Genomic DNA, 26,149 nt, shown 5'->3' with positions numbered 1-26,149 from the left:
GCGGTAATCAATAAAGAAAAGCCCGGCCGCATTCGCGACCGGGCTTTATTAGTAAAATCAAGACAGGCGTTATGCCTCGCCGTCTTTTTTCTCTTCCTTTTTGGGCGTGACGTCGATCTCCTCGGGCTCATTGGTGGCCCGTTTGAAGTTGCTGATGGCCTGACCGATGCCGCCGCCGATCTCGGGCAACTTTTTGGCGCCGAAAATGACCAGGACGATAAGCAGAATGATCAAAAGTTCCCAGATTCCGAATCCGCCAATCATATATTGCCTCCAATGGTAAAATTCTTCAAATCGAGTGACAGAGGCTATACACCCGCACCATGCAGAGGTCAAGAAGCGGGGACTCTCTCCGGGCCCCGTCAGAATGTGAAAAAGGTTGCCCTTGCCTTTACATTATCCCGGCGGAGTTTTACACAATCCCGACAAGATGAACCGTTGCGCGGACTGGGACAAACGCCGTCTGCGCGACGCCGAACATAGGGAATTGGAATGGGCGATGTGAAACGGCTGCCCGGAAAAGGGTGCCGTCATCATACAACTGGTCGCTGCCTGTATCAGGAGCATCTCAATCCGGGGTATTCGGCCGAGTGGCGTTGCCGCGTACTCGCCCGTTGGGAAGACGCCTATGACGACTTCCTGCTTCGGGCCGAGTCCTTCGGCGTATCCCAGGACGCTGTCCCGGATCTCTGGGGCCGCAAGTTCCAAAGGATGGCGCGGCAGGTCTTCGATTGCCAAGATTATGTTCATAGCGTGAACGGCGGTCCTCCGGCATGCGCTCATGCCCTGGACGGCCTCTGCCGCCTGGCTCTGCCTCCCTGCCCGGGGCGGTGCCGTCACTTTTCAAGATAACCGACCTCCACCAAAAAGGAGTCTTTTCTATGTTGCTGTCATTTCCCTACATGCACCCGGAGCTGGTGCCCGGCGTCAAGGCGGACGGGATGCGTTTCTTTGATCCCGGCCTGGCCGAGACGCCGGGAGAGTGCTCCTTTCGGCCTGAAGGGCTTCCTTTGGACAGGAAGACTGCGGCGGCATTGATACGGGACTGCATTAACTTTGGGGAACAATTCAAGGACCCCGCTGAGATGGCGTATTTCGGGGCCGTCTCCGCCGATGATTTTTATGAAGGCTCTTCCATGTCCATCCAGAACCAGCTCATGCAGCAGTTCAGAGACGGGCAGGGCGAAAAGGAAGAACGTCAAGCCAGGGAAAACAGAGCTCGCGCCCAGTTCATCCTCCTGTTGGCATGGTCATTCGAGGAAAAGATGATGGAGCTGGCCTCCATCGAGCAGGGCGTCAAGAATTCCTGGAAATCCATGGACCAGACCCTGGGCGTGGACGACGAGGACCGGTATGAGGAAAAGGTGCTCGACCTGGGCAACCGGTTGAGCCACACTGGCGGCGTCTCCGACGAGCAGCGGGTGCCTCTGCCGTGGCAGCGGATCATAGAGGCGCTGCCCGCCTTCATTCCCGAGGACTCGGTTCTTGTATGTGTCGACAAGGAAATCATCGCAGCCTGGGACGATCTGGAGATTGCGTTCGGAGAGGGCGGAGACGATTTGCCCGAGGGAGCGGTCGTGGCGACCCTTCCTGCTTGGCAGTTCGCCGGGCGGCGCAAGGCCCCGGCCAATCTGCCCCTGGCCTTGAAAGAAGTGACCGTTGCCATCATACGGTAAAATCAGGAGAAGCTACATGGCATTGGCCAATCCATTGATGAACCCCGCGCTGGTCTCGGGGCTCAAGTGCATCATTTTCGACTGTGACGGGGTCCTAATCGACTCCCTGCAGGCCAACATCAAATACTATGGCGATATCAAGGAGCAGCTCGGGCTGCCCCCAATTACCCAAAGCGAGATTCACTACGTCCACTCCCGGACCCACAAGCTGGCCCTGGAGCACATCGCACCAGGCGATCTGTTGCCCAAGGCATGGGAGCTTGCCAAAGGGTACGACTCATCCTCCCTGTCCAGCTATCTGAAGAGGACGGAAGGCATCCGCGAGTTTCTCTGCTGGCTGCGGAGCGCCGGGTTCAAGCTGGCCGTCAATACCAGCCGGACGGACACCATGGACTACATTCTCAAGATCATGGATCTGGAAGGGTTCTTTTTCCCCGTCATCACCTCGGCCAAAGTGGCCGCGCCAAAGCCGCACCCCGAGGGGGTATACAAGATTCTGCGGACCTTGAACGTGCGTCCCGAAGAAACGGCTTTCGTTGGGGACACCCATGTGGACGAGAAGACCGCCAGAGCGGCCGGAGTCCGGTTCTGGGCTCATGGGGATCAGACTCTTTCCGCGGAAGTTCACATCGAAGATTTCTGGGAAATCAAAGCAGTGATGCAGCGGTGCTACAAAGGCAGTCGTTGTTCGTATTAGGACTTGATTCTTGCAATTTCGTGTGCGAAATTACCATCATCGAATTATTGGCGGCGAGTAACCAACCAGCCGTCATCTGGAGGTTTCATGGACTTGATTGTCCGCGCAATCGCAACTGTTCTTGGTATCATTCTCAATGCCTACTTCTGGATCGTCATCATCTCAGCGTTGCTATCCTGGGTGAACCCCGACCCGTACAATCCCATAGTGCGCTTTCTGCGCGGGGTGACCGAGCCCGTCTTCTATAAGATCCGCTCCGTCATTCCCTTTGCCGTGGTGGGCGGCTTCGACCTTTCGCCCATCGTGGTCCTGCTGGCCATCAAGGTGGTCGAGATAGTGGTCGTGGGGAACCTGATGCGCCTGGCCTACTCCATGGGCACGGGCATGCCGATGTGATCCGAAAGATAACGGCCCAAGGAGGTCCCCGTGACGGTTTCCAAGATTGATTTGCTCAACAAGCAGTTTTCCCGCAGCATGCTCGGCTATTCCCGCGTGGAGGTGGACCAGTTCATGTTGGAACTGGCCGATGTCCTCGGCAATGCGGCAGATAGTCAGAAGGCCATGCGCAGAAAGATCAAGGCGTTGGAGAAGACGGTCGTGGAGTACCGCCAAAGGGACGAGACCCTGCGAGACACCCTGGTATCCACGCAGAAAATGGTCGACGACCTCAAGGTAACAGCCAACAGGGAGGCCCAGCTTATTCTCGACGAGGCCCGCGCCAAGGCGGATGCGGCAGTCCAGAAAGGGCACAACAGGCTGGCGCAGGTTCATGAGGAGATCGAATCGCTCAAGCGGCAACGCACCCAGTTCGAGGTGCAGCTCAAGGGGTTGCTCCAATCCCATTTGGAGATGATCGAGATGAGCAACCCGGAGCGGGAACAGGTCGAAGAGTTGGAGTCCAAGCTCAAGTACTTGAAGAAAGTAGACTAAAACGATCAAGCGGGACTTTTGAAGGAATTTGTCAGCAAGAGCGGGAAAGGGTGGATTCTCCACGTTTGGGTACAGCCCGGGGCCAAAAAGACCGAGGTCGCCGGGGAATACCAGGGGTGTGTCAAGATACGCCTCGGCGCTCCTGCTGTGGACAACAAGGCCAACAAGGCGCTCGTCGCCTATATCGCCAAGTTGTTGAAAGTGAAAAAAAGTCAGGTCGTCATTGAGTCCGGTTTGACCAACCGGCGCAAACGCTTGACTATTGACGGTGCGGCCAAACCGGATTTCTCGGTGTTCCGTTGAGCCGGTTGCCCGTATGAACCCTTAAAAAGGAGCGGTACATGGAAGCCAAAGACCTTGAACTCATTCAGCAGTATGAGGCCAACGATCCGGAATTGAAGGCTCTGTGGGATCAGCACGTTGTATACGAAAAGATGTTGGAGAAGTTGGAGGGCAAGAGTTACCTTTCTCCCACAGAGACGCAGGAAATAAAGGAACTCAAGAAGAAGAAGCTGGCCGGCAAGACGCAATTGCAGGGGCTGCTCGATAAATACCGTACGGAGGCGTAAATCATGAAGTTGACCGGGGCCCAGATCCTCTTGAAGTGTCTGGAAGAGGAAGGTGTTGATGTCATGTTCGGTTTCCCTGGGGGAGCCGTCATCGATATCTATGATGAAATACCCAAATCGTCCGTTGAGCACATTCTAGTGCGCCATGAACAGGGCGCCATTCATGCAGCCGACGGATACGCCCGCGCCACGGGCAAGGTAGGGGTATGCCTAGTCACCTCCGGCCCCGGCGCCACCAACACCGTAACCGGCATTGCCACGGCCTATGCGGACTCCATACCGGTGGTCATTTTCACCGGGCAGGTGCCCCGCCCGCTGATCGGCAATGACGCATTTCAGGAAGTCGACATCGTCGGCATCACCAGGCCATGCACCAAGCACAACTACCTGGTGCAGGACATCGAAGATTTGGCCGGGACGATCAAGCAGGCCTTTTACCTGGCCCGCTCGGGCCGTCCCGGCCCTGTCCTGGTGGATCTGCCCAAGGACGTTCAGAACCAAATCACCGAGTTCTCTTATCCGGACAAGGTCGAGATGCGCAGCTACAAGCCGACCAAGAAGCCGCACATCGGTCAGATCCGCAAGGTGGTCAAGCTGCTCAAGCAGGCCAAGAAGCCGCTCATCTATTCCGGCGGGGGCGTGATCACTTCCGGTAGCCATGAGGAACTCACTTGGCTCGGGCAAAAACTTTCCATCCCGGTGACTTCGACCCTCATGGGACTCGGAGCCTTTCCGGGCGACGACGAACTGTTCCTGGGCATGCTCGGCATGCACGGGACCTACGCGGCCAATATGGCCGTGAACAACTGCGACCTGCTGCTCGCCGTGGGTGCGCGTTTCGACGACCGCGTGACCGGCAAGATCGACACTTTTGCGCCTAACGCGACCATCGTTCATATCGACGTGGACCCGACTTCCATCCAGAAGAACGTCTCCGTGCACGTGCCGCTTGTGGCAGACTGCAAGTCCGCCCTGGCCGCGCTCAAGAAGGAGACCAAGGGCACCCTCGACGAGTACGACTGGGCGTCGGACCATGGCGATTGGGTCAAGCAGGTACAGGAGTGGAGCAACACGCACCCGCTGACCTACAAGGATGATGACAAGACCATCAAGCCGCAGTACGTCGTCGAAAAGATTTATGAAATAACCAAGGGCGACGCCATCATCGCCACCGAGGTGGGCCAGAACCAGATGTGGGCGGCTCAGTTCTACAAGTATACCAAACCCAACACCTTGCTGACCTCCGGTGGGCTCGGCACCATGGGTTACGGCTTCCCCGCCGCCATGGGTGCACAGAAGGCATTCCCGGACAAGCTGGTCATCGACATCGCCGGAGATGGCTCCATCCAGATGTGTATTCAGGAGATGATGACCGTGGTCTGCAACAAGCTGCCGGTCAAGATCGTCATTCTCAACAACGGTTACCTCGGTATGGTCCGCCAGTGGCAGGAGCTGTTCTACGAAAAGAACTACTGCGCCACCTGCATGGACGCCCAGCCCGACTTTGTGAAGTTGGCCGAGGCCTACGGGGCCGCCGGGTTCAGGGTGACCGAAAAGAAGGACGTGGAGTCGACCCTGCGCGAGGCGTTCGCGGTGGACAAGCCTGTCATCGTGGACATCCGAGTGGAGAGGGAAGAGAATGTGTATCCGATGGTTCCTGCCGGAGCCTCACTGACCGAGATGCTGCTGGTGTAGGGGGACGAGGATATGAGCAAACACACACTTTCCGTCATGGTCGAGAACGAGCCGGGAGTCCTGTCCCGGGTCGCCGGTCTTTTCAGCGGGCGCGGATTCAACATCTATTCCCTGAACGTAGGGCCGACCCTGGAGAAGGGCGTCTCCCTGATGACTATCGTCGCCGAAGGTGACGACTCCATCGTCGAGCAGATCGTCAAGCAGCTTCGCAAGCTGGTTCCAACAATAAAAGTCAAGGATCTCACAGAATTGAGTTCCGTTGAGCGGGAGATGGTCCTGCTCAAGGTCAATGCGGAAGATTCCAAGCGGGCCGAAATCCTGCGTATTGTTGACATCTTCAGGTGTAAGGTTGTAGATGTCAGCCCCGACGAGGTGACCATCGAGATAACTGGCGACCAGGGCAAGATTAACGCCCTGATCAACCTGTTGACCCGATTCGGCATCAAGGAGATCGCACGCACCGGTAACGTCGCACTGCGCCGTTCCATGCAGCTCGATCTATAGCCCGCAACCAGGCGTCGTGCCGGACAGGGGAGTCGCTCCCTTGCCCGGGCATTTTGCATGATCATATAATTCAGATGATTGCGGTCCATTGTGGCCAAACATATGAGGAGTTTTCCCATGAAAGTGTATTACGAGAAAGATGCGGACCTGAGCCTCTTGAAGGACAAAACCGTGGCCATTGTCGGCTACGGCAGCCAGGGCCATGCCCACGCCCAGAACCTGCGTGATTCCGGCGTCAACGTCATCGTGGCCCAGCGCCCGGGCGGCCCCAACTACGACCTGGCCAAGGAGCACGGCTTCGAGCCCATGTCCGTGGCCGAGGCTTCCAAGCAGGCCGACATGATCATGATCCTGCTGCCTGACCAGTACCAGGCCGAGGTCTTCAAGAACGAAATTCTTCCCTACCTCGAAGAAGGCAACATTATCGCCTTCGGTCATGGCTTCAACGTTCATTTCCAGCAGATCGTACCTCCCAAGGGCGTGGACTGCGTCATGATCGCTCCCAAGGGTCCCGGTCATCTCGTTCGCCGCACCTACACCGAGGGCGGAGCCGTTCCCTGCCTCGCCGCTGTGGCTGTCGATGCCTCCGGCAAGGCCATGGACATCGCTCTCGCCTATGCCAAGGGCATCGGCGGTACTCGCTCCGGCGTCATCGAGACCACCTTCAAGGAAGAGACCGAGACCGACCTCTTCGGTGAGCAGGCTGTGCTTTGCGGCGGCCTGACCGCGCTGTGCAAGGCCGGATTCGACACCCTGGTCGAGGCCGGTTACCAGCCTGAGGTCGCCTACTTCGAGTGCCTGCACGAGCTCAAGCTGATCATCGACCTCATGTACGAGGGCGGCATGGCCAATATGCGCTACTCCATCTCCGACACCGCCGAATACGGCGACTACGTCACCGGCCCGCGCATCATCACCGATGAGACCCGCGAGGAAATGCGCGCCGTGCTCAAGGACATCCAGACCGGTAAGTTCGCCCGCGACTTCATCCTGGACAACAAGGCCGGACAGGTCGGCCTCAAGACCATGCGCCGCATCGGTGCCGAATCCCAGATCGAGGAAGTCGGCGGCCGTCTGCGCGAGATGATGAGCTGGCTCAAAAAGTAGTTCGTCTGCGCAAAGCGACTTCATCGCCCGGTTCGGCTTCTGCCGAACCGGGCGTTTTTTTATTACCTTCGGCGGCCCATCCCTTTTTTTATCGCTTCGCGGGAAAAAGGGAGGAGGTTCGAATTAGTACGAAAAATGTGGGTTGACGGAGACAAAATTGTCGTTGGATTTGTGACGAAAAATTTGCTTGACCCATCCGAAAAACATCCTTAAACCCGGCTCTTCAAAATTTTTTGAGAGGGTTTGCGATGTCTATGGATGTTCTGTTTCTTGGAGGACTTATCTTTCTGGCGGAGGTAGCTGTCCTCACCATTGGGACCGTACGGACCATGATTACCGTACTGGGAGAGTCCCGCGCGGCTTTTTTTCTCGGGTGCCTGGAGATGACCCTATGGGTTTTCGGCACCTCCGCAGTCATGCTCAAGGTTGGGGAAGAGCCCTTCCTTGGTGTGTGCTACGCGGTGGGGTTTGCCGGAGGCAATGTCGTCGGCATCATTGCCGAGAAAAAGCTGGCGCTCGGCAATGTCGTTGTACGCATCATCAGCGCATGGCACGGTCAGGCCATTGCCGAGGCGGTCCGCCGGGCCGGCTTCATGATCACCACCGTGGCGGGCGAGGGCTCGGACGGACCGGTTACGGTCCAGTTTGTGGTCTGCAAGCGAAACGACATGAAGCACGTGCTGACGGTTGCTCGTTCCGTTGATCCGGAGCTATTCTATACCTTTGAGACTGCCGGCGGGGTGAGCGAGGTACGCAGCCCGTTTGAGAGCCGGACAACAAAATTCATCAGGCCGCTCAAGCGGCTGGTGCCTCAGATGTAGACAAAACGCCCGGCTCGTACGAGCCGGGCGTTTTTTGTTTGGAAACTATTTCGCCAGGATGGCCTTCTTGAATGATTTTCCTGGTCCGGGCTTGGGGCCGATCCAGGTAGCCAGGATGGCGTCGGCAAAATCCTTACCCGGAATGACGCCCTTGCCCTTGCCCGCAACTGCGACGGTGGTGCCGTTTCCCGGTGCATAGGTGAAGGTCATGGCTTGGCCCTCCTCAATGTCGGACATCATGCCGGTCAATTGGAGGAACTTATCTCGCAATGCCGGGCTGGCATCCGTTACGTTGGCTTCGAGACCCTCAAGCCATGCCTTATTGATGGCCTTGGCGTCGACGTCGCGGACAAAATACATGACCATTCTGCGCGGCGCGTCCAGTTTGAGGATTGCGTTCGGATCTTGGGATTCCTCCGTAAGATAGAGCCCCGCAACATATACATCGAAGACGAATTTTTCACGCAATGCGATGCCGTTGAGTTGCAGTGTCGTTCCTGCGACCTCCACTGTGTCGGGCAGGATGACGCCCGCCTTTTCCGCACTCATGGCGGGTAGGGCGACCAACAGGCAAATGGTGCAGGCCAAAGCAGCAGAAAAAAGGCGATTCATGATTCTTCTCCATCAGGGCAGTAGGTTAAGGAAGTGCCCGAGGGCGTTGTTGAATGCGGCGGGCTCCTCGTAAAAGGGCAGGTGACCGCTGTTTTCCAGAATGGTGAATCGGGAATTCGGTACGGACCCGGCTACATACCTGCCCGTGGAAGGGCCGAAGCACATGTGCCTTGATCTCCCGTAGGCTACGAAAACGGGGGCAGTGATGGTCGGAAGTACACCGGTGTAGTCCCGCTGGACATAGTCTTCGTAAATGGTGGTCGCAGTGTGATCGTTCACCTTGAGGTGTTCGACAAGCATCCAGCGGCGGGCATGAGCAGGGGCTTCGCCAGAGAGGAACATGGCGTCCACGAACCGTTCGCCGAACGCGCGCCGATCCCGCACCATGGTTTGCAGGTCGGCTTTCATGGCCGCGACGTCTCCGCCCCTGTAGCGATGGACGTTCCATGGCGCGCCGGACATGGGGGCCGGACCTGTTTCCACCAGTCCCAGGCCGGAAAGCAGATCGCCGCCGAACTCTCGCCAGTATTCCATGACCACCGAGCCGCCCATGGACCAGCCTACGAGCATGACTTTGGAGAGCCCCAGTGCCCGCAGGACTTCACGCACGTCGCGGGCGTAGCGGGGCACACTGTGCCCGCGCAGCACTGAGTCGGATTTACCGTGGCCGCGCAGGTCGATGGTGACCACCTGGCACTGCTCGGCCAAGGCTTCCTGCCTTTTCCAGAAGGCGGAACTCATGGTCCAGCCATGGATCAGGACCATGGGCTTTCCGCAACCGTGGACGTCCACCCAGACTCGGGCTGCGTCCGTGGTGGTCACCCAGCCGCCGACGTGGTTGTCCCCCCTGGTCTCGACAGCTTCGAATTGATCCATGCTACTTGGGGTCTTTGGGCTTGGGCTTGATGTCGATGACCGGGGTGCCGTCGATGGCCTCCAGTGGTTCCACGGTCAGGGTAGTGCCATCGATGTCCACCAAGGTGACCCGGTGCAGGCCGATGGGGTTGGGACGAAAAGGTGAGCGGGTGGTGAACACACCGCGCAGGGCGTTGTTCTTGTTGCCGCGTGGATGAACCTTGAGTACGTCGCGTTCGGCTTTGTGGAACCAGGTGAAGAGTTCCAGTTGTGCGCCCGGCTTCATGGTGTCCAAGCCTTCGGCATAGGCCGGATCGATTTCGATTTGGGCTCGAACCGCGCCGGGTTCGTCCTCCATCTTGGGAGCGTTTTCCAGATCCTTTATGGATGAGCGAATGGTGCCGATAATGACGAGTTCCCTGTCCATGTCTGCTCCTAATTTTCGAAGTGATCGAAGCCCCGGGCGGTGAAGGGTTCTCCGTTAAGGCGTAAGCCGGGGGTGTCGGTAACCGTGCCAATGATGGTCAGGCCGGGGACTGAACTCACTTTATCAAGCGTATCAGGCGAGGAGGCTCCGAGCAATGCGTAGTCTTCGCCGCCGAGCATGGCGATCTGCAACGGGTCCTCTCCCACGCCCAGGGCGAAGGCGAGAACGTTGCCGTTGAGCTGCTCGGGTGCCAGGGTGATGTCTGCACCCAGGTTCGGGCCGAGTAGGCGGGGCAGGTCGCGGGCCAGGCCATCCGAGACGTCCATGAGCGAACTGGCGCCCGCCGCCTTGAGCAGGGTACCGATCATGACCTTGGGCTTAGGGCGCAGGTGAGCGAGCACGGCGGCCGGAAACGCTTCCCGGCCTTTTTCTCCCAAGGCCTCCAGGGTCAGCATGCCAGCCCTGGCAAGCCCCAGATCGCCAACGGTAAAGAGCGTGTCGCCGGGCGCGCACTTGCCTCGTTGCAGAAACTCGCCCGATCCGGTGACGCCGAAGATGGTGATGGACACGCCGAGTTTTTCCGCCCGGCTCAGGTCGCCTCCGGCCAGGACCATGTCGTTCTGCCGGGCCAGCATGGCCATGGACTTGAGGAATTCGTTCAGGAAATCGTCGTCCAAATCCGCCGGGAGCATCAGGTCCATGGTGAAGGCCACGGGTTTGGCGCCCATGGCCGCGATGTCGCTGATGTTTACGGCCAGCGCCTTGTAGCCGATGTCCGCCGGGGTGAAGTAGCTGCGCCGGAAGTGTACGTCCTCCAGAAAGAGGTCCGTGGAAACGCAGTAGGGCTTGCCGCCCGTAAGGACCGCGCAGTCGTCGCCGCGTCCCAGGCTCACGAATTCATTGTTCAGGGCGAAATGGGTATCCAGCAGTTCAAGGAAGTGTTCTTCGCTTTGCATGTCAGTATGGTGGTTAGAGGAGTTCCAGATAGTCGCCGATGATGGTCTTGATGCCGAAGCCGGGAAAGTTGACTTTGAACTTGTTGGGCTCCGGCTGGGCGATAATTTTTCCCTTGCCGAAAATCTTATGTTTGCAGAAGCCGAGCTTGGAGGGGTCGACCTTGGGCGAAGCTGCGGAGGTTGATGCCGTTTCATCGCCGTAATCATGACGTGGAGATGGCGTTGCGCCTGGAGTTTTCTGCATTTGTTTCCGTTCCAGGCCGCCGCCGTAAGACTCGTTGACGCGCTGGAACACATCACCGGGCAGTTCCAGCACAAAGGGGCTGGGCAGGGTCGGGTCGGACATACCGCTGGCTCGGTTGTAGACCGAGCTCGGCACGAACAGCTTGAGGCATTGCTTGGCCCGGGTACAGGCCACGTACATGAGGCGGCGTTCCTCTTCCAGGTCCTCGGCGCGCTGCATGGCCCTGCGCGAGGGGAATCGGTCCTCCACCAGGTCGATGATGATCACTGCGGACCATTCGAGGCCCTTGGCAGAGTGCACAGTAGACAGGACTACCGCGTTTTCCTTCCGTTTTTCTTCGTCCGGATCGCCATCGAGGCTGAGGTCGCCCAGGAACTGGTCCATGTCCGAATAACTCACGGCGATCTGGGAGAGCTGTTCCAGCCCGGCCTGTCGTTTGGGGTAGTCGTCCGGGTATTTTTCCATGAGAATGGGCTGGTAGAAGGCGAGTATCCGTTCCAGCACGGCGGACGGTTTGGGCGGCATTGCGCGCAGCGCGTTGAGTTCATTGAGCAGTTCGCGGAGCGTATCGTGCTTCTTGGTCATCTTGACCAGGTACTTCTCGTCGTTCGTGTGTATGGCCTGATAGATTTTCGTTACGGTCTTGGGCCCGACTCCCTTGATGTGATCCATGGCCCGTTGCCAGGCCAGGAGGTCATGCGGGTTGAGAGTGAGCCGCAAATAGGAGAGCACATCCTTGATGTGCGCGGCCTCGTGGAAGCGTATGCCGCCGAACTTCTGATAATCGATGCCTATGCGGGTCAGGGCCACTTCAAGAGGGAAGGACTGGTAGCCAGCGCGGAACAGGACCGCGATGTCGTGCAGCATGTACTTGCGCTGAAACTCAAGCACCGCGTCCACAACCAGTCGGGCCTGGGTTTGGTCGCTCAGGGGATGAACCACTTCGGGCAACACGTCGCTCTTCAGGTCCGAGTAGAGGTTTTTGTCGAACTTGGTGGTGGCCCCGGCCAGGATTTGGTTGGTCAGGTCCAGAATGGGTTGCACCGAACGGTAGTTCTGCTCAAGCCTGATGACCTTAGCGCCTTCGAAAATTTTTGGAAATTCCAGAATGTTGGCGACGTTGGCTCCACGGAAGGCGTAGATGGACTGGGCGTCGTCGCCAACGGCCATGACGTTGCCTTTGGTGCCTGCCAGGTGCTTGACGATGCGTGCCTGAACCAGGTTGGTGTCCTGGTACTCGTCGACCATGATGTAGCGGTAGCGGGCCTGGAGCTGGTTGCGCAGCGGCTCGTTTTCCGCCAGCAGTTTGTCGAGCAGGAAGAGCAGGTCGTCGTAGTCCACCAGGGCGTGCTCGCGCTTGAAACGTGCGTAGCCGTCCGCGATCTCCGTGACTGCGTCCAGATAGGGCGAGAGGTGGTAGGCCTCGCGCTCCATGACGGCATCGATGGTCAGTTCCTTGTTTCTGGACTTGGTGATCATGTCCAGCAAGGTAGCCTTCTTGGGGAAGGAGCGGTCCCCCTTGCCCAGCTTGAGCGCGTCCTTCACTTCCTTGCAGATGTTTTCGCTGTCCGCGCGGTCCATGAGCGTGAAGCCGTTGTCGAAGCCGATGTCCGCGGCGTTGCGTCGGAGGGTGGCGTAGGCGAAGGAGTGAAAGGTGCCGCCGCTGGTGCCGGTCAGGGGGCGTCCGAGGATGGTTTCGGCTCGGGAAAGCATCTCCTGGGCGGCTTTGCGGGTAAAGGTCAGCAGCAGGATCTGGGCCGGGTCCACTCCCTGTTCCACCAGGTGGGCCAGGCGGTAGACGATTGTCCGAGTCTTGCCCGAACCCGCTCCGGCGATGACCAGCACGGGGCCTTCGGTGGCCAGTACGGCCTCCCGTTGGGCCTCGTTGAGTTCGTTGTCTATGTCTATACTCATGAATTATTTGTCGGCGATGTTGAAGTGGTCGAGGATGGCGCGGCCCACGTCGCGCATGCGTTTGGGACGGGTTCCCTCACTGTCGAAAAAGATAGCTCCATCCACGGTGTGTGTTCCCGTGCGCCCGTGCAGGCCGAAGATCTCGCTCCGGTCGAATTTGGCCTTGAGGTCGTAGCCCGGCCTGGCTTGGCAGACAAGGTCCGGCAGGACGGCTGCGTCCGCTCCTGGATACAGGTCCTTCCCCTCGTGAACCTGTTCCATGACCCGCTCGCCGTTCAAGGTCAACCCCTCCAGACTGCTTCGGATGGTCTCAAGGAGAGCCTGTCTTTCTGCGGCCGTGACCCGGCCTCGAGAATAGCGATTATCGTGAAGATAAATTCGGCCCGGATCAAGGGCAAAGGCCGTGGTTTCCGGTCCGATGCACCGGGCGTCCCACTCGTCGGCAGGCAGGGAGTTAGTGACGAGATGGCCTTGCCGTTTCAGCCAGGTGTTGAGGCAGACCTCGGTCCGGATTTCCGTAAACCCGTGGTCGGCCAGGACCATGAGCCGCTTGGGACCGGGTAGTGCGTCGTAGCGGGTCAGGAATGCTCCCAGGGCGTGGTCCCAGTCGGCCAGGAAGCGCATGCATTCCAAATGGTGCGGGTGATCCCGGTGCAGCACCGCATCCATGAAGAAGTGGAAGAGGCGGTCGGTCTCGGTGAAGACGTGAATGAACAGGTCCCAGGCTAGGTCCGGCCAGAGGATGTCCAGGGCGGCGAGGCGCGAACGCAGGGTATGGCGCAGTTCGTCCAGCAGATATGGAAGGTCCGAGGCTCCCCGGTTGGTATCGGCCTCCAGCAGATAGTTTTCTTCGGCCAGTCTGCCTGCCAGGAACGGGGGATACACTGCTCCGGCCAGTTCGTGTGAGACGAACCCAGAGATGAGCATGCCTTTAAGCGGCTTGGTAGGGTAGGTGTTGGGCAGGTTGACGACCCGCGAAACCAGGCCATGCTCGCCCAGCTTGTCGAACAGGGTGGGGCAGCGGACGTCCCGGCTGTCGGTGATGCGCATAGCGTAGGTTTGCGGGTCCATATGCGAGAACCCGAAGACACCGTGTCGTTCCGGTCCTTCTCCGGTGAAAAATGAGGTCCAGTTCACCGGTGAGAGTTCGGGGACCTCCGCGCGAACTGTGACCGCGTTCTTCGCCAACCGCCCTATATTCGGCAGGGAGTGCCCCAGTTCAAGGGCGAGGTCCAGAGGGAGCCCGTCCAGGCCGAGGACGGCCAGGCGTGGGCGTTGTGGTTCCGGCGAGAGCAGGATGGACATGGAGCCTATAGGAGGGTTGCTTCGAATTTCTTTAGAAAGAACGAAGGGTTGTACGAGAGCTTGGCCTTGCGCAATCCTTCGTCACCCAGGTCCTGCTCCCTGTTGACGTTGATGTATTCAGCCGCGTCGTTTTCCAGGAACATCTGGTTGATGGCCTGATACACTCCTTTATACTGGATGTTGCCCTTCTCGAAATGGATGACGATGGAGTCGTCGCAGAGGGGTTCGGCAACGGTATAAGCGATGACCTTGCCTTCTACGCGCAAGGTGGCTCCCATGAGTCCCTTGATCTGATCGAAGTTGTGGAGGACACGGGTGATGGCGCGGTTTTCCGCCTTGAGCGCTTCGGAGGGATTGTTTTCCTCATACCATTTGTACCATTCGTCCTGCATCTCCAGGACTTCCTCCACGCATTCCGGGGCCATGGGTTCATACTGGTACAGGTAGTTCTTTTTGAACTGGTTGAGGAGATTCTTTTTCTTATGGAATTGCTTGCCCTTGAGGGCGATCAGTTCTTCCACCGAGTAGACATAGTCCCAGTGGGCGCGGTTTTCCTCGATCAGGATTTTGTTGCCGAAGGAAATGGACCAGAGTCGGGTCAGGGCTTCGGGCACGCGGGTGAAATGAGCGGACTCCCGCATGGCGCAGCAGTTGGCCCAGTCGTATTTTTCCCACGGGCCGATGGGCGCCCAATAGACCGTCTCGGGCTTGGTCTGGCGGATGAAGCACAACTCCTTGTGGAAGGCCCACTCCAGGCCATAGTGCTCGGCCCAGCCATAGACGTTGGCAAAGGAGAAGTCGCTGGTCAACAATTGCGGACAGCCCGAAAGGGCGGCGTGATATTCTTCCTGACGGGCCAGGTTGATCGGTTCGAATTCCAGTGTCATGCGGATTCCTTGGAGAGCGTTTTGGTGTTGCCGTTTCGTTTTTTGATCATGGCGAAACGCTGCCAGTTTTTGAAAGTAAAGACATACAGCAGGATGGAGGACTGGACTATCTGTGAGCAGAACATGGCTATCCAGATGCCTTCGGCGTCCTTCATGACGAAATGTCCGAGTCCGTAGGCCAGGGGTAGCCTGAGGAGCCAGGTGGCTCCACCCATAATGAACATATTCCACAGGGTCGCGCCCGCTCCGTTGAATGCCCCTGCCAGGATCATGGAGGTCAGGGTGAACGGAATGGCGAGCACGTTCCATTTGAGGTAGCTCACGGCCTGGGCTGCAACCGCCGGATCACGGGTGAGGAGATCGACCCATGACCCGATGAATTGCCAGACGACCAGAGAAAAGATGGTGATGGAAACCAGGCCCAGCCCGAGGATGCGGAAACCGAATTTTCTGGCCTCATCCGGCTGCCTCGCTCCGAGATAATGGCCGATGAGGATCGAAGCGGTCATGTTGAAAGCAAAGGCGGGCAGGAAAAGCAGGGCTTCGATGCGCAGGCCGATGGCCATGCCGGCCAAGGCGTCAATGGCGTTCCACGGCAGGCTCCCGGTTATGGCGTAGAGAACCAGGTAGCCGGAATGCCAGACGATCTGCATGAGCCCTGAAGGCCAGGCCACCTTTAGGAGGTACGGCATCGCCCGTTTCATCCAGCGCCACGGGGCAAAGGATTCCGGCTTGAGCAGTCCCTGGGTCGAGAGGACCACGAGGTTTAGCACCGCACCCGCGGCTACCGAGCCGAAGGTGGCCCAGGCCAGTCCCTTGAAGCCGATATTAGGCATGCCGAACCAACCCAGCCCGAGTCCGAGGTCGAAGACGGTATTGAGCGCAGTGACGAGTATCATGGAATAGAGCGGATACATAACCTGCTTACGGGCCCGGAAGATGGCGTTGGTAATGATCAGGAGATAGTAGGGCGGCAGCAGGAACAGATACACCTGGAGAAAGTATTCCGTTACCGGACGCATGGGCTGGGGGACTTGGAGGGCTGCGACCAGCATGTTTTTGAGGGGCAGCCCCAGGAACAGGAAGATGCTGCCCAGCACTGCGGCCAGGAGAAGGCACAATCCGACGTACCGCTTGACCCGCTTGTGCAGCCCTGCGCCCATGGATTGGCTGATGGCCGCCACCGAGCCGTTGGCCACGGCCATGGCCACCACCAGCAGGAAGAAGAGGGACTGGGAGATGATTCCAAGGGAGGCCTGAACTTCGCGGTTGATATACCCTGCCACCCAGACGTCGGTCAGGCCGATGAAGAAGTGGAAGACCATCATGATGATCTGTGGCCAGGCCAGGTGCCAGATGGTGCGGTAGGGAGCCCGCGTCATGTTTTCGCTGAATCTATCGGACATGCTCATATGCGTGGAGGTTGCGGCGGGCCTTGATGGCGAGCCATCTGCTAATAATAGGTCGTAATTGCCAAAAGCCAAGGCTGATTTAGCAGTTTTCTTGTGATCTTTTTTGATATAGTGGCTGTATAAAATGTGACTGTTTTTATTTGATTGCCGAAGGCTGGTGTTAGAGTGGAGGAAGGTTTGGAGACTGCCGAATATTATTGTGTCGAGTCGGTATGTGATATTTTGAATCCCGACATGCGTATCCTTCTGGCGGATGATTCACCAACCATGTGTCGGATCATACATGCTGCGCTTGAACATGCCGGATTGAAACATGTCACCGTGGTTCATGACGGCGACGAGGCCTGGGAAGTCTTTCAGCACTGCGATTTCGATCTGGTACTCTCTGATCAGCAAATGCCGCATATGTGTGGTGATTGTCTGCTTGAGGCAATTCGTCAGGGAGATCGTAATCCCGGCATTCCTTTCATCATGATAACGGTGGCACCCATGCGCGAGGACGTAATCAATGCAGTCCGTCTTGGCGTTTCCAGCTTTATCGTCAAACCGTTCAGTGCAGGACAGTTGTTGGCCAAAGTGGTCAACGTTTTGACCCGGGACGCAAAGTGATAATCGTTTTGTTCTGATTCACCAAGCCCGATGCCTGCTCAGTGCTGGTGCGGAACGTCGCCTTCCTCATGCACGTGGGTATGGCTATGCGGCTTGAGCTCTCCGGGACGTATCTTTCCATCTCGCATTGCCAGGAGTCGATCCGTTGTTGCTGCCAGGAAATCGGGTTCGTGAGAGACTACCAGGCGCGCCATGTCCAATGACTGCAGGATCTCTACCAGCCGATCCTTGGCCTCGGGCGAGAGGCCCGTGGTCGGTTCGTCAAGAACCAGCACCTCGGGGTCCATGGACAGGATGGTGGCCAGGGCCACCAATTTCTTTTCGCCGCCGGAGAGACGGTAGGGCACTCGGTCTTCGAAACCGGCCAGCCCAACGGTTTCAAGGGCTCGGGCGGCCTTTTGCCGAGCCTCGTCCGGGGTACACCCTTGGTTGAGCGGGCCGAAGGCCACATCATCAAGGACCGTAGGGCAGAAGAGTTGGTCGTCGGAGTTCTGGAAGAGGAAGCCGATCTTCAGTCGGGCCTCATCGAAGGCCTTTCCGTCCGTCATGGTCTTGTCGAACAGGATCACCTCGCCCTGTTGGGGTATGATCAAGCCCATTAGGATGTGCAGCATGGTCGTTTTGCCCGCGCCGTTGGGGCCGAACAGGCCGATTTTTTCGCCCTGGTGCAGGTGAAAGTCCAGGCCGTCCAGAGTCGTTCCCCTTCCGGGAAAGGCATAGGCGACGTCTTTGAGTTCAATTATGGCGTGACTCATGAAAAATGGCTCCTGATGACGTCCAGCGACTCCATGCCGATGACGGCGGCGAGGCACAGGGCGAGAAAAAGATAGTCTTTGCTTGCGGAGGTGAAGGTGGTCAGCGAATAGAAGCGGTCTCGGAATCCCCTGCAGCGCATGGCTCCATATACGCGCTCCGCGCGGTCCCAACTCTTGATCAGCAGCATACCCACCAGCCAGGCGTAGGACCGGTAGGTGTGTCGGTTTGTTTTGGGGCGAAAGCCGCGCGCGGCCATGGCCCTGCGCATCGTGAGATACTCCTGGTGGATGACGAAGATGTAGCGGTAGGTGAAGAGGAGAATGTGGCAGAGTTTGTCCGGTACCCGGAGTTGTTGGAGGGCCGGTCCCAGGTCGCGTAGGGGGATTGTGCCCATGAGCGCCATGAGGCCTAGGACCACGGCGTTGGACTTGACTGAAATGAGTGCGGCCAAGCCGATGCCTTCCCGCGTGATCGCCAGCGGCCCGGCGGTGAAGGCCGCCTCTCCCGGCAGGGAAAAGGGAACAAACAGCCACAGGAAGAGTACAAAGAGGTTGACCACGGCCAGCCGTTTGACAACCAGGCCTATGGGAAGACGTGCCGCGCTGACCAGGATAAAGCCGACAGCCAGGGCCGCGCAGGCCTGGTCCATGTTCGTGAACAGGGCTGCGGGCACTGTCAGCATGACCGCGCAGAGCAGGCGAATGCGCGGGTCCACCGTGTGGATGAAAGAATCGCCCGAGGCGAACGGTTCGTCGATGGCGGCCACGGAATTCCCTTGTTAGGCTTATTTTATTGATTTCCCGCAGGAAAGCTTTGCGTAGTACAGAACGGGATGGCGTGCAACCGCGCCCGTGCGTCCTGTTGGAGATTACTCCGCCGCAAGCCCGACTTCCGGGGCTATCTCCGTGACGGCAGCGATGGCGATCTGAAGGAATTCTCCGAGCTCCAGGCCTATCTTTTCGCACTCACGGATACAATCGCGGTTGACGCTGGCTGCGAATGCCTTGTCCTTCATCTTCTTCTTGAGACTCTTGGGCTTCATGCCCTCGATCCGGGTAGGGCGGACCAGGGCTCCGGCGTGGACCATGCCGGTGACGGTTTCGCCGCAGCGCAGGGCAAAATCGAAGTCCGTAGACGGATCGTCACTTCCATTCATTTCGCAGGCGTGCCGCTTGATGGCGTCAAGGGCCTCGGCGGGTAGGCCATCGCCGATGAGTGCCGCACTGTCCAGTCCATGGCGTGCCTCATTGGTCTTGGTAGTTGCGTAGTCGAGATCGTGCAGCAGGCCGGTGATTCCCCACAGCTCTTCATCCTTGCCCAGCTTGCGGGCCAGGCCGTGCATGACAGCCTCGGATTCGAGGGCGTGGTTGATCAGGTTCTGTTCACTGTTGTGTTCCTTGAGCAATGCCATGGCTTGGTCACGGGATAACATCGGTGGCTCCGTAATGGTTGAAATTGGTGTTGCCGGTAAAAATAAGGCGCGATCTGTCACGTGTACAGGGACAGATTGCGGAGTTTGTCTTCGTGACAGGACTCAGTAAAGCCAGCAGGCCACTTCTGTGCCCGGTTCGATCTCCTCGGGCTCGGGCCGTGCCAGCGAACATTTGTCGAAGGCCTTGGGGCATCGGGGGTGGAAAGGGCAGCCCGAGGGAGGGTTCATGGGACTTGGCAGGTCGCCTGTCAGCGGAATACGCTCCGGCTGGCTGTCCGGGTCGGGCGGCAGCACGGCGGAGAGCAGGGCCTCGGTGTATGGATGCCGCGGGTTGCGGAACAGGGTTTCAGAAGGCCCTATTTCCATGATCCGGCCCAGGTACATAACGGCCACGCGGTCCGAAATGTGGCTGACCACGGACAGGTCGTGGGAGATGAAGATGTAGGTCAGCCCGAAATTGCGTTGCAGATCCTTGAGCAGGCGCAGGACCTGGGCCTGGACCGAAACGTCCAGGGCCGAGACCGGCTCGTCGCAGACGATGAGCTGCGGGTCCAGGGCCAGAGTGCGGGCAACGGCCACGCGCTGCCGCTGGCCACCGGAGAATTCGTGTGGATAGCGGTTGCCGTGTTCCGGCCTGAGGCCTACCAGACCGAGGAGTTCCTCCACCTTGGCCTTGCGTTCCTCTTTGGTGCCGATTTTGTGAATGTCGAGTCCTTCGCGGATGATCGAGCTGATTTTCTGCCGAGGGTTCAGGGAGGAGTACGGGTCCTGAAAGATCATCTGGATGCGGCGACGAAGCTCCTTTTCATCCCATTGAGCGATGGAGCGGCCGTCGAACAGAACGTCGCCTGATGTGGTCTGTTGCAATCCCATCACGCATTTGGCCAGGGTGGATTTGCCACACCCGGATTCACCCACCAGGCCGAGGGTTTCGCCCTTTTTGACGGACAGGGTGACGCCGTCCACGGCACGGACCGTGTCGGACTTGAGACCCATCAGGCCGCTGGTGACCCGAAAATGCTTGCGGACGTCGATCAGTTCCAGCAGGGGCATGGCACGCTCCTAATCATAGAGCCAGCAGCGCACGAAGCGCCCCGGTTCGGGTTCGGTCAGAGGGGGCAGGATGAGCGAGCACTTGGCAAAGGCCTTGGGGCAGCGAGGATGAAAACGGCAGCCTTCGGGCAGGTCGAAGATGGAAGGGACAATGCCCGGAATAGGCGTGATGTCGGTCCTGTCTCCCAAGGTCGGCACCGAGGCCAGGAGTCCCTGCGTGTAGGGATGAAGCGGCTTCTTGTAGAGGGGGCCGGCCTCGGAGAGCTCCACTATCTTGCCCGAGTACATGACCGCCACCCGCTGGGCCATGCGCGCCACCACCCCAAGGTCATGAGTGATGAGCATGAGGGAGCCGTCCATGCGCTCCTTCAGCTCGTTCATCAGATCTAGAATCTGGGCCTGGATGGTCACGTCCAGGGCCGTGGTCGGCTCGTCCGCGATGAGGATGTCCGGATCACAGGCCAGGGCCATGGCGATCATCACTCGCTGGCGCATGCCTCCGGAGAGTTCGTGCGGATAGGCTTCGGCCACCTTGGCGGGGTTGGGGATGCCAACCAGGGAAAGAGCCTCTACCACCTTCTCTCGTGCCTCGCCTTTGTCTATCCTCCGGTGCAGAATAAGAGGTTCGGCTATCTGGTCGTTGATGCGGAAGACCGGGTTGAGCGCGGTCATGGGCTCTTGGAAGATCATGGAAATATGATTGCCGCGAATCCGGCGGAGTTCATCTTCGTTCATATCCAGGAGATCGTCGCCCCTGTACAGGATCTCGCCCTCGGTAACGCGTCCAGGCGGGTCGGGAATCAGGCCGAGGATGGACAGGGCGAGCACGGTCTTGCCACAACCCGATTCGCCCACTATGGCCAGGGTTTCTCCTTGCATAAAGGATAGGCTGACGGTATCCACCGCCTTGGCTATGCCCTGGGGCGAGGAGAAGCAGGTTGTCAGCTTGCGTATATCTAGGATCGGGGCTTTCATGTAAAGTGCATCCAAATGGTCGCGGTTTTGCCGTTTATACGGCATAATGCGGCGAACGTAAACGATACCAAGGATATGAAATGGCGAAGGTGAGCATAGTGGGCGGAGGTCTGGCCGGATGTGACGCGGCGTGGCAATTGGCCCGTGCCGGGCATGAGGTTATTCTCTTCGAGATGAAGCCGGACAAACGAAGCGAGGCACACACCGAGGACGGCCTGGCCGAGCTGGTCTGCTCCAACTCCTTCCGAGCCACAGGACCAGCGGCGGCCATCGGGTTGCTCAAAGAGGAAATGCGGGCTCTTGGAAGCCTGGTCATGGAGGCCGCCTACGCCACGCAGGTACCTGCGGGCGGAGCCCTGGCCGTGGACCGGACACTATTTTCTGAGTACATCACCGCCAAGCTGGAGAGCCATCCCAGAGTTACAGTCATCCGTAAGGAGATAACTTCGCTCGATGCCGGGGAGCTGGCCGGAAACGACGCTGTAGTCATCGCCGCCGGGCCGTTGGCCAGCCAGGAACTGACCGAGTCCATCATGGCGGCGGTAGGCGACGAACGGCTCTACTTCTACGATGCCATCGCGCCCATCATCTCCCGGGATTCAGTGAATTTCGACAAGGCGTTTTGGGGCTCCCGCTGGAAGCCGGAGGACGACGACTACCTCAACTGTCCCATGTCCGAGGAGGAGTACAAGGCCTTTGTCGCTGCCTTGCTGGAGGGGGAGAAGGTCAAGCCCCGCGATTTCGAGAAGGAGGTCCACTTCGAGGCCTGCCTGCCCGTGGAGGCCATGGCCGAGCGCGGAGAGATGACCTTGGCCTTCGGTCCGCTCAAACCCGTGGGTTTTGTCGATCCCAAGACCGGGGAGCGTCCCTTTGCCATTGTCCAACTGCGCACAGAGAACAAGGACAAGACCGCCTTCAACCTGGTGGGCTTCCAGACCAAGCTCAAGTACCCCGAGCAGAAACGCATTTTTCGTATGATTCCCGGCCTGGAAAACGCCGAGTTTCTCCGCCTGGGGTCCATTCATCGTAATACCTATGTCAATGCTCCCGAGGTGTTGGATGAATCCCTGCAGTTGCGTGCCCGTCCCGGTTTCTATCTGGCCGGTCAGATCACCGGCGTGGAAGGCTATTTGGAGTCGGCTGCCTGCGGCCTGTGGGTGGGGTTGTCCCTGGCCCGACGTTTCGATGACCTTTCCCTGAAGAATCCGCCCCGTGAAACCGCGCTTGGCGCTTTGCTCGGACATTTGGCAGACAAGCCGGACAAGGCCTTCCAGCCTTCCAACGTTAATTTTGGCCTCATGCCAGGGTTGGAAAAGAAGATGAAAAAGAAGTTCCGTAAGGAAGCCTACGGCCAGAGGGCTCAGGAGGCGTTCCGAGTCTGGTTGGAGCAGGTTGATTTGACGAATTAGCCCGGGTTATCTCCGCCATAACAAGTTCCAATGGGACAGGGCATTGCCACAGCGTCCGCTTTTGCGCATGCTTGGGCCGTGAGAAAGAACCCAGCGGGCGACCGCGTAAACCACGGAGTATTGACCATGGCCAATAAATCCTATGGTCCCCAGACAAGGGCCCTGCATGCGGGCCATACCCCTGACAGCGATACCGGCTCACGGGCCGTGCCCATCCATATGACAACGGCGTACCTGTTCAAGGACGCCGGACACGCCGCAGACCTCTTTGCACTCAAGGAAGCGGGCTATATCTATACCCGGCTCATGAATCCGACCACGGACGTGCTGGAAAAGCGCCTTGCCGATTTGCACGGCGGTGCCGGTGCCCTGGCCGTGGCTTCGGGCATGGCTGCCATCTTCTATGCCGTCACGGCAATCACCTCTGCGGGGCAGAACATTGTCACCGGCTCCAACATTTATGGCGGAACGCAGACCCTGTTCGAGCATACTCTGAAACGGTTCGGTATTGAAGTGAGGTTCGTGGACTCGTCCGATCCTGCCAACTTCGAGGCGGCCATGGACGAGAACACCCGACTTGTCTATTCCGAAGCTATCGGCAATCCGCGTTGCAACGTGGATGACCTCTTGGGTATTGCCGATGTGGCCCATCGCCACGGCGTGCCGTTTGTGCTTGATGCCACCGTTGCTCCGCCGCCAATTTTCAATCCCTTTGATTTTGGCTGCGACATCGCGGTCTATTCCCTGACCAAGATTATCGGCGGACACGGTACGGCCATGGGTGGTGCCATTGTGGAGAAGGGGGATTTCGATTGGGGTGAGGGAGGTAAGTATCCCGAACTCACTGAACCGGACCCGACCTACAACGGGCTTAAACTGTGGGAAGCCTTGGGCGGAGGCTCAGGCAATCCATGTCCTGTCTTCGTCACCAAGTTGCGTATCGGCATGCTCCGCGATACCGGCGCAACCATTTCCCCGGCCAACAGCTTCCAGATTCTTCAAGGGATGGAGACTCTGCCGCTTCGTGCCAAACAGCATTGCGAAAACGCTCGCAAGGTAGCGGAATTCCTTGAAACGCACTATGCCGTTGAGTGGGTTAATTATGCAGGTCTGCCCAGCCACAAGGACCATGACCGTGCCAAGAACACCTTCCCACTGGGCCCCAGTGCGGTCTTTGGCTTCGGTGTGAAGGGTGGCCTTGAAGCGGGACGCAAGTTCATCGAGTCGGTCGAACTGTGCTCGCATCTGGCCAATATTCTTGACGCAAAGACCTTGGTCATTCATCCCGCGTCCACCACACACGGACAGTCCACCCCAGAGGAACAAGCTGCCGCCGGCGTGCCGGAGGATCTTGTCCGTATCTCCGTGGGTATCGAGGATGCAGAAGATATTATAGAAGATCTGGATATGGCTCTGGCGAAGTCGCAGAGGTAGCTTCCCTGCTTATTTTACTGATAAAAAAGGCCTTCAGTGATGAGGGCTTTTTTTTCGTCTTGTGGCACACGATTGTTTAAGGTATCGGTGTCTCGTATCTGTTACTCAATATTCGAGGTGCTTCATGCGTATGCGGCTGTTTTTGTCTTTTTCCCTCCTGTTGTCACTCTATGTCCTCAATGGTTGTGCTCCGGTTACCGCACGCCCAACCATCGATCCCAAGCTTGCCGAACAGGAAGCCGCAATCCAGAAAAAAATGGCGGTCGAAGAGCAGATCGAGTTGTTTCGCAGGTTGAGCCGAGTCGCCCAGCCAATACTGACCAACGGGGTACCGATTTGCGGTGATGACGTGACCTATTTCATAGGCATGGACACCAACTCCATTGATGCCGTCGCCAAGGACTGGCGTTCCGCTTATGCGGATGCTCTGGGCCTGGAAGAATATGTCAAAGTCACCTATGTGTTGGCGAATTCTCCGGCCGAGAAAAGTGGTTTCCAGGTTGGGGATATCATCACCTATCTGAATGACGACAAGATCGAGCCGGGCAAGTATTGCTACAGAGATTTCCAGACGCGATTGACTGAACTCCTTGAATCCGGGAAGGATATCGAGTTTTGGATCGAGCGGGACGGTTTGCCCAAGAAACTTGTTGTATCTCCCGCTAAACGGTGCAGTTATTCCGTCGTCCTGACGGAGGACGTGGTCGTCAATGCCTACGCAAACGGGCATGCCGTGATGGTCACCAAGGGGATGATGCAGTTCGCACAAAAGGATGACGAACTCGCTTTGGTCATAGGTCATGAAATGGGTCACAACGTCATGGACCATATCGACAAACAGCAGGGCAACCGGGTGATGGGGGCCGTTCTTGACGGCATTCTGAGCGGACTGACAGGAGTGTACATCAACACGTTCCAGAACGTTGGTGGTATGCTCTACAGCCAGGAGTTCGAGCAGGAGGCGGATTATGTGGGAATGTACTTCATGGAGCGAGGCGGATACGACAGCTCGAATGTAGCCAACTTCTGGCGCAGGATGGGGGCGAGTTTCCCTTATGCGATCACCCATGCTACGACTCACCCCACCTCTGCCTCCCGATACGTATTCCTCACCGAGTGTCATAAGGAAATAGCGGGCAAGGAGGAGGCCGGGAAGGACCTCATGCCGGAGCGGGCTGAAACAGTAGCAAAGAAAAAATAAAAGCCCCGGGCTGAGCGGGGCTTTTGGGCGCTGTCTGCGGTTTAGAAAAGAATTTTTTCCGGCGGCCTTCTTTCCGGCACATATTGCTTTTCAATGGTGCCGTCGTTGTACTCCTTGCTTACGTACAGGGCGCAGAAGCATGCGCCGTACTCCTTGACGTCCTCTTCGCGATATACGCAGGGGCAGATGATGTCCTTGTCCGCTTCCAGTTCACCATTTGCCAGACGGCAGGGGCAGGCCATGTAGCCATGCCGCTCCTTGTTGGTCAGCAGCGATTCGAGCAACGGCAGGGTCATCTCCATGTCTTTGTTGAAGTAGTATCCCTTGGGTTCCTGGATTTTCCTGAGGTTTTCGTAGAGCGTCTTGGCATCCATCTTATTTGATCCCTTCCTTTTCGAGAGCCTTGTCGATTTTGTCCTTGTGGTATCCCACGACGACCGTATCCTTGATAACGATGGTGGGGAACGAAACAGCGGGATTGAGGTCCTTGATTTGTTGTACTATTTCCTTACGCTCATCGCCGCTGAGTTCATCCACATGGACGCAATTGTATTTCACGCCGCACTCGTCGAGATATTTCTTGGCGTTGCGGCAATGGATGCAGGTGGAAAGGGCATAGACTTTGATGTCGTCCATATGAAATGTCTCCTTGTTGAACGGGCCGCATTG

The 26,149-nt window shown here is 58.0% G+C and carries 31 protein-coding genes; 15 read left to right on the top strand and 16 right to left on the bottom strand.

Annotated features, from left to right (window positions below; genetic code table 11):
* Positions 1 to 69: 69 nt before the first annotated feature.
* Positions 70 to 264 carry a twin-arginine translocase TatA/TatE family subunit gene (gene tatA / locus GM415_RS14570; protein WP_199244302.1) on the bottom strand — a complete coding sequence of 65 codons (195 nt, stop codon included), beginning with the start codon at positions 262 to 264 and terminating at the stop codon, positions 70 to 72.
* 228 nt (positions 265 to 492) lie between these two features.
* On the opposite strand from tatA, the gene GM415_RS14565 reads away from it, so the two are divergent.
* From GM415_RS14565 to GM415_RS14515, 11 genes are all read left to right on the top strand, one after another.
* Positions 493 to 852, top strand: coding sequence for a hypothetical protein (locus GM415_RS14565; RefSeq protein ID WP_158949426.1), 360 nt, complete (start codon positions 493 to 495; stop codon positions 850 to 852).
* A gap of 29 nt (positions 853 to 881) precedes the next feature.
* Positions 882 to 1,676 (top strand): hypothetical protein, encoded by a 795-nt coding sequence (locus GM415_RS14560; protein ID WP_158949424.1) that lies wholly within the window; start codon positions 882 to 884, stop codon positions 1,674 to 1,676.
* A gap of 16 nt (positions 1,677 to 1,692) precedes the next feature.
* Positions 1,693 to 2,373 (top strand): HAD family hydrolase, encoded by a 681-nt coding sequence (locus GM415_RS14555; protein ID WP_158949422.1) that lies wholly within the window; start codon positions 1,693 to 1,695, stop codon positions 2,371 to 2,373.
* Positions 2,374 to 2,460: 87 nt separating this feature from the next.
* Positions 2,461 to 2,769, top strand: coding sequence for a YggT family protein (locus GM415_RS14550; RefSeq protein WP_158949420.1), 309 nt, complete (start codon positions 2,461 to 2,463; stop codon positions 2,767 to 2,769).
* Positions 2,770 to 2,799: 30 nt separating this feature from the next.
* The gene (locus tag GM415_RS14545; RefSeq protein WP_158949418.1) at positions 2,800 to 3,303 is read left to right on the top strand and encodes a DivIVA domain-containing protein; all 504 of its coding nucleotides are present in this window, start codon (positions 2,800 to 2,802) and stop codon (positions 3,301 to 3,303) included.
* An 18-nt stretch (positions 3,304 to 3,321) separates the two neighbouring features.
* Complete coding sequence (locus GM415_RS14540; protein WP_158949416.1) at positions 3,322 to 3,606, top strand: DUF167 domain-containing protein; 285 nt, start codon at positions 3,322 to 3,324, stop codon at positions 3,604 to 3,606.
* Between the two features lie 38 nt (positions 3,607 to 3,644).
* Positions 3,645 to 3,872, top strand: a complete 228-nt coding sequence (locus tag GM415_RS14535; RefSeq protein ID WP_158949414.1) for a DUF465 domain-containing protein — start codon at positions 3,645 to 3,647, stop codon at positions 3,870 to 3,872.
* Between the two features lie 3 nt (positions 3,873 to 3,875).
* Positions 3,876 to 5,567, top strand: coding sequence for a biosynthetic-type acetolactate synthase large subunit (gene ilvB, locus GM415_RS14530; RefSeq protein ID WP_158949412.1), 1,692 nt, complete (start codon positions 3,876 to 3,878; stop codon positions 5,565 to 5,567).
* A 12-nt stretch (positions 5,568 to 5,579) separates the two neighbouring features.
* Positions 5,580 to 6,071 (top strand): acetolactate synthase small subunit, encoded by a 492-nt coding sequence (gene ilvN / locus GM415_RS14525; RefSeq protein WP_158949410.1) that lies wholly within the window; start codon positions 5,580 to 5,582, stop codon positions 6,069 to 6,071.
* A gap of 117 nt (positions 6,072 to 6,188) precedes the next feature.
* Positions 6,189 to 7,178, top strand: coding sequence for a ketol-acid reductoisomerase (gene ilvC / locus GM415_RS14520; RefSeq protein ID WP_158949408.1), 990 nt, complete (start codon positions 6,189 to 6,191; stop codon positions 7,176 to 7,178).
* Between the two features lie 329 nt (positions 7,179 to 7,507).
* Positions 7,508 to 7,999 (top strand): DUF2179 domain-containing protein, encoded by a 492-nt coding sequence (locus tag GM415_RS14515; protein ID WP_242012262.1) that lies wholly within the window; start codon positions 7,508 to 7,510, stop codon positions 7,997 to 7,999.
* A 45-nt stretch (positions 8,000 to 8,044) separates the two neighbouring features.
* Here GM415_RS14515 and GM415_RS14510 read toward each other — a convergent pair whose 3' ends face one another.
* From GM415_RS14510 to GM415_RS14475, 8 genes are read right to left on the bottom strand one after another with little or no spacing between them, the layout of a single operon-like run.
* On the bottom strand, positions 8,045 to 8,611 hold the full coding sequence (locus GM415_RS14510) for a chalcone isomerase family protein (RefSeq protein ID WP_158949404.1): 567 nt from the start codon (positions 8,609 to 8,611) through the stop codon (positions 8,045 to 8,047).
* 12 nt (positions 8,612 to 8,623) lie between these two features.
* The gene (locus GM415_RS14505; RefSeq protein WP_158949402.1) at positions 8,624 to 9,487 is read right to left on the bottom strand and encodes an alpha/beta fold hydrolase; all 864 of its coding nucleotides are present in this window, start codon (positions 9,485 to 9,487) and stop codon (positions 8,624 to 8,626) included.
* A 1-nt stretch (position 9,488) separates the two neighbouring features.
* Positions 9,489 to 9,893, bottom strand: coding sequence for a tRNA (N6-threonylcarbamoyladenosine(37)-N6)-methyltransferase TrmO (gene tsaA, locus GM415_RS14500; protein ID WP_158949400.1), 405 nt, complete (start codon positions 9,891 to 9,893; stop codon positions 9,489 to 9,491).
* 8 nt (positions 9,894 to 9,901) lie between these two features.
* Positions 9,902 to 10,849 carry a thiamine-phosphate kinase gene (gene thiL, locus GM415_RS14495; RefSeq protein ID WP_158949398.1) on the bottom strand — a complete coding sequence of 316 codons (948 nt, stop codon included), beginning with the start codon at positions 10,847 to 10,849 and terminating at the stop codon, positions 9,902 to 9,904.
* Positions 10,850 to 10,862: 13 nt separating this feature from the next.
* The gene (locus GM415_RS14490; RefSeq protein WP_158949396.1) at positions 10,863 to 13,007 is read right to left on the bottom strand and encodes an ATP-dependent helicase; all 2,145 of its coding nucleotides are present in this window, start codon (positions 13,005 to 13,007) and stop codon (positions 10,863 to 10,865) included.
* Positions 13,008 to 13,010: 3 nt separating this feature from the next.
* Positions 13,011 to 14,312 (bottom strand): alkaline phosphatase family protein, encoded by a 1,302-nt coding sequence (locus GM415_RS14485; RefSeq protein WP_158949394.1) that lies wholly within the window; start codon positions 14,310 to 14,312, stop codon positions 13,011 to 13,013.
* 5 nt (positions 14,313 to 14,317) lie between these two features.
* The gene (locus GM415_RS14480) at positions 14,318 to 15,199 is read right to left on the bottom strand and encodes a DUF2156 domain-containing protein (protein WP_158949392.1); all 882 of its coding nucleotides are present in this window, start codon (positions 15,197 to 15,199) and stop codon (positions 14,318 to 14,320) included.
* Positions 15,196 to 16,605, bottom strand: a complete 1,410-nt coding sequence (locus tag GM415_RS14475; RefSeq protein ID WP_158949390.1) for an MATE family efflux transporter — start codon at positions 16,603 to 16,605, stop codon at positions 15,196 to 15,198. The genes GM415_RS14480 and GM415_RS14475 overlap by 4 nt, the downstream gene beginning before the upstream one ends.
* Positions 16,606 to 16,788: 183 nt before the next feature.
* Between GM415_RS14475 and GM415_RS14470 the strand changes: the two genes are divergently transcribed.
* Positions 16,789 to 17,220 carry a response regulator gene (locus GM415_RS14470; RefSeq protein ID WP_158949387.1) on the top strand — a complete coding sequence of 144 codons (432 nt, stop codon included), beginning with the start codon at positions 16,789 to 16,791 and terminating at the stop codon, positions 17,218 to 17,220.
* 38 nt (positions 17,221 to 17,258) lie between these two features.
* On the opposite strand, the gene GM415_RS14465 is transcribed toward GM415_RS14470, so the two are convergent.
* The 5 genes from GM415_RS14465 to GM415_RS14445 all read right to left on the bottom strand — a co-directional run bounded on the left by GM415_RS14465 (position 17,259) and on the right by GM415_RS14445 (position 21,436).
* Complete coding sequence (locus tag GM415_RS14465) at positions 17,259 to 17,975, bottom strand: energy-coupling factor ABC transporter ATP-binding protein (RefSeq protein WP_158949386.1); 717 nt, start codon at positions 17,973 to 17,975, stop codon at positions 17,259 to 17,261.
* The gene (cbiQ, locus tag GM415_RS14460) at positions 17,972 to 18,742 is read right to left on the bottom strand and encodes a cobalt ECF transporter T component CbiQ (RefSeq protein WP_158949384.1); all 771 of its coding nucleotides are present in this window, start codon (positions 18,740 to 18,742) and stop codon (positions 17,972 to 17,974) included. Before cbiQ ends, GM415_RS14465 begins: the two co-directional genes overlap by 4 nt.
* 102 nt (positions 18,743 to 18,844) lie before the next feature.
* Positions 18,845 to 19,408, bottom strand: a complete 564-nt coding sequence (locus GM415_RS14455; protein WP_158949382.1) for an HDIG domain-containing metalloprotein — start codon at positions 19,406 to 19,408, stop codon at positions 18,845 to 18,847.
* Between the two features lie 102 nt (positions 19,409 to 19,510).
* Entirely contained in the window at positions 19,511 to 20,461 is a 951-nt protein-coding gene (locus GM415_RS14450) for an ABC transporter ATP-binding protein (RefSeq protein WP_158949380.1), read from the bottom strand.
* Between the two features lie 9 nt (positions 20,462 to 20,470).
* Positions 20,471 to 21,436 (bottom strand): ABC transporter ATP-binding protein, encoded by a 966-nt coding sequence (locus GM415_RS14445; protein ID WP_158949378.1) that lies wholly within the window; start codon positions 21,434 to 21,436, stop codon positions 20,471 to 20,473.
* Between the two features lie 80 nt (positions 21,437 to 21,516).
* On the opposite strand from GM415_RS14445, the gene trmFO reads away from it, so the two are divergent.
* From trmFO to GM415_RS14430, 3 genes are all read left to right on the top strand, one after another.
* Positions 21,517 to 22,845, top strand: a complete 1,329-nt coding sequence (gene trmFO / locus GM415_RS14440; protein ID WP_158949376.1) for a methylenetetrahydrofolate--tRNA-(uracil(54)-C(5))-methyltransferase (FADH(2)-oxidizing) TrmFO — start codon at positions 21,517 to 21,519, stop codon at positions 22,843 to 22,845.
* Between the two features lie 126 nt (positions 22,846 to 22,971).
* The gene (locus GM415_RS14435) at positions 22,972 to 24,279 is read left to right on the top strand and encodes an O-acetylhomoserine aminocarboxypropyltransferase/cysteine synthase family protein (protein ID WP_158949374.1); all 1,308 of its coding nucleotides are present in this window, start codon (positions 22,972 to 22,974) and stop codon (positions 24,277 to 24,279) included.
* 124 nt (positions 24,280 to 24,403) lie between these two features.
* Positions 24,404 to 25,480 (top strand): M48 family metallopeptidase, encoded by a 1,077-nt coding sequence (locus tag GM415_RS14430; RefSeq protein ID WP_158949372.1) that lies wholly within the window; start codon positions 24,404 to 24,406, stop codon positions 25,478 to 25,480.
* Positions 25,481 to 25,521: 41 nt separating this feature from the next.
* Here GM415_RS14430 and GM415_RS14425 read toward each other — a convergent pair whose 3' ends face one another.
* Together GM415_RS14425 and GM415_RS14420 are read right to left on the bottom strand one after the other, a co-directional pair.
* Complete coding sequence (locus tag GM415_RS14425) at positions 25,522 to 25,854, bottom strand: ferredoxin-thioredoxin reductase catalytic domain-containing protein (RefSeq protein WP_158949370.1); 333 nt, start codon at positions 25,852 to 25,854, stop codon at positions 25,522 to 25,524.
* 1 nt (position 25,855) lies between these two features.
* The gene (locus GM415_RS14420) at positions 25,856 to 26,116 is read right to left on the bottom strand and encodes a glutaredoxin family protein (protein ID WP_158949368.1); all 261 of its coding nucleotides are present in this window, start codon (positions 26,114 to 26,116) and stop codon (positions 25,856 to 25,858) included.
* Between the last annotated feature and the right edge of the window lie 33 nt (positions 26,117 to 26,149).

Source organism: Pseudodesulfovibrio cashew (genome assembly GCF_009762795.1).
Classification (GTDB): Bacteria; Desulfobacterota; Desulfovibrionia; order Desulfovibrionales; family Desulfovibrionaceae; genus Pseudodesulfovibrio; species Pseudodesulfovibrio cashew.
This window is presented reverse-complemented; position numbering and strand designations above follow the sequence as displayed.

Bases quoted from the DNA above. Each gene is read 5' to 3' on its own strand.
- GM415_RS14420 (WP_158949368.1), bottom strand. From the start codon at position 26,116: ATGGACGACATCAAAGTCTATGCCCTTTCCACCTGCATCCATTGCCGC.
- tatA (WP_199244302.1), bottom strand. From the start codon at position 264: ATGATTGGCGGATTCGGAATCTGGGAACTTTTGATCATTCTGCTTATC.
- GM415_RS14455 (WP_158949382.1), bottom strand. From the start codon at position 19,408: ATGTTATCCCGTGACCAAGCCATGGCATTGCTCAAGGAACACAACAGT.
- GM415_RS14435 (WP_158949374.1), top strand. From the start codon at position 22,972: ATGGCCAATAAATCCTATGGTCCCCAGACAAGGGCCCTGCATGCGGGC.
- GM415_RS14560 (WP_158949424.1), top strand. From the start codon at position 882: ATGTTGCTGTCATTTCCCTACATGCACCCGGAGCTGGTGCCCGGCGTC.
- GM415_RS14445 (WP_158949378.1), bottom strand. From the start codon at position 21,436: ATGAAAGCCCCGATCCTAGATATACGCAAGCTGACAACCTGCTTCTCC.
- GM415_RS14430 (WP_158949372.1), top strand. From the start codon at position 24,404: ATGCGTATGCGGCTGTTTTTGTCTTTTTCCCTCCTGTTGTCACTCTAT.
- GM415_RS14515 (WP_242012262.1), top strand. From the start codon at position 7,508: ATGATTACCGTACTGGGAGAGTCCCGCGCGGCTTTTTTTCTCGGGTGC.
- ilvB (WP_158949412.1), top strand. From the start codon at position 3,876: ATGAAGTTGACCGGGGCCCAGATCCTCTTGAAGTGTCTGGAAGAGGAA.
- ilvN (WP_158949410.1), top strand. From the start codon at position 5,580: ATGAGCAAACACACACTTTCCGTCATGGTCGAGAACGAGCCGGGAGTC.
- GM415_RS14490 (WP_158949396.1), bottom strand. From the start codon at position 13,007: ATGAGTATAGACATAGACAACGAACTCAACGAGGCCCAACGGGAGGCC.
- GM415_RS14555 (WP_158949422.1), top strand. From the start codon at position 1,693: ATGGCATTGGCCAATCCATTGATGAACCCCGCGCTGGTCTCGGGGCTC.
- tsaA (WP_158949400.1), bottom strand. From the start codon at position 9,893: ATGGACAGGGAACTCGTCATTATCGGCACCATTCGCTCATCCATAAAG.
- GM415_RS14505 (WP_158949402.1), bottom strand. From the start codon at position 9,487: ATGGATCAATTCGAAGCTGTCGAGACCAGGGGGGACAACCACGTCGGC.
- GM415_RS14475 (WP_158949390.1), bottom strand. From the start codon at position 16,605: ATGTCCGATAGATTCAGCGAAAACATGACGCGGGCTCCCTACCGCACC.
- GM415_RS14565 (WP_158949426.1), top strand. From the start codon at position 493: ATGGGCGATGTGAAACGGCTGCCCGGAAAAGGGTGCCGTCATCATACA.
- GM415_RS14510 (WP_158949404.1), bottom strand. From the start codon at position 8,611: ATGAATCGCCTTTTTTCTGCTGCTTTGGCCTGCACCATTTGCCTGTTG.
- trmFO (WP_158949376.1), top strand. From the start codon at position 21,517: ATGGCGAAGGTGAGCATAGTGGGCGGAGGTCTGGCCGGATGTGACGCG.
- GM415_RS14425 (WP_158949370.1), bottom strand. From the start codon at position 25,854: ATGGATGCCAAGACGCTCTACGAAAACCTCAGGAAAATCCAGGAACCC.
- thiL (WP_158949398.1), bottom strand. From the start codon at position 10,849: ATGCAAAGCGAAGAACACTTCCTTGAACTGCTGGATACCCATTTCGCC.
- GM415_RS14480 (WP_158949392.1), bottom strand. From the start codon at position 15,199: ATGACACTGGAATTCGAACCGATCAACCTGGCCCGTCAGGAAGAATAT.
- ilvC (WP_158949408.1), top strand. From the start codon at position 6,189: ATGAAAGTGTATTACGAGAAAGATGCGGACCTGAGCCTCTTGAAGGAC.
- GM415_RS14485 (WP_158949394.1), bottom strand. From the start codon at position 14,312: ATGTCCATCCTGCTCTCGCCGGAACCACAACGCCCACGCCTGGCCGTC.
- GM415_RS14550 (WP_158949420.1), top strand. From the start codon at position 2,461: ATGGACTTGATTGTCCGCGCAATCGCAACTGTTCTTGGTATCATTCTC.
- GM415_RS14535 (WP_158949414.1), top strand. From the start codon at position 3,645: ATGGAAGCCAAAGACCTTGAACTCATTCAGCAGTATGAGGCCAACGAT.
- GM415_RS14450 (WP_158949380.1), bottom strand. From the start codon at position 20,461: ATGCCCCTGCTGGAACTGATCGACGTCCGCAAGCATTTTCGGGTCACC.
- GM415_RS14465 (WP_158949386.1), bottom strand. From the start codon at position 17,975: ATGAGTCACGCCATAATTGAACTCAAAGACGTCGCCTATGCCTTTCCC.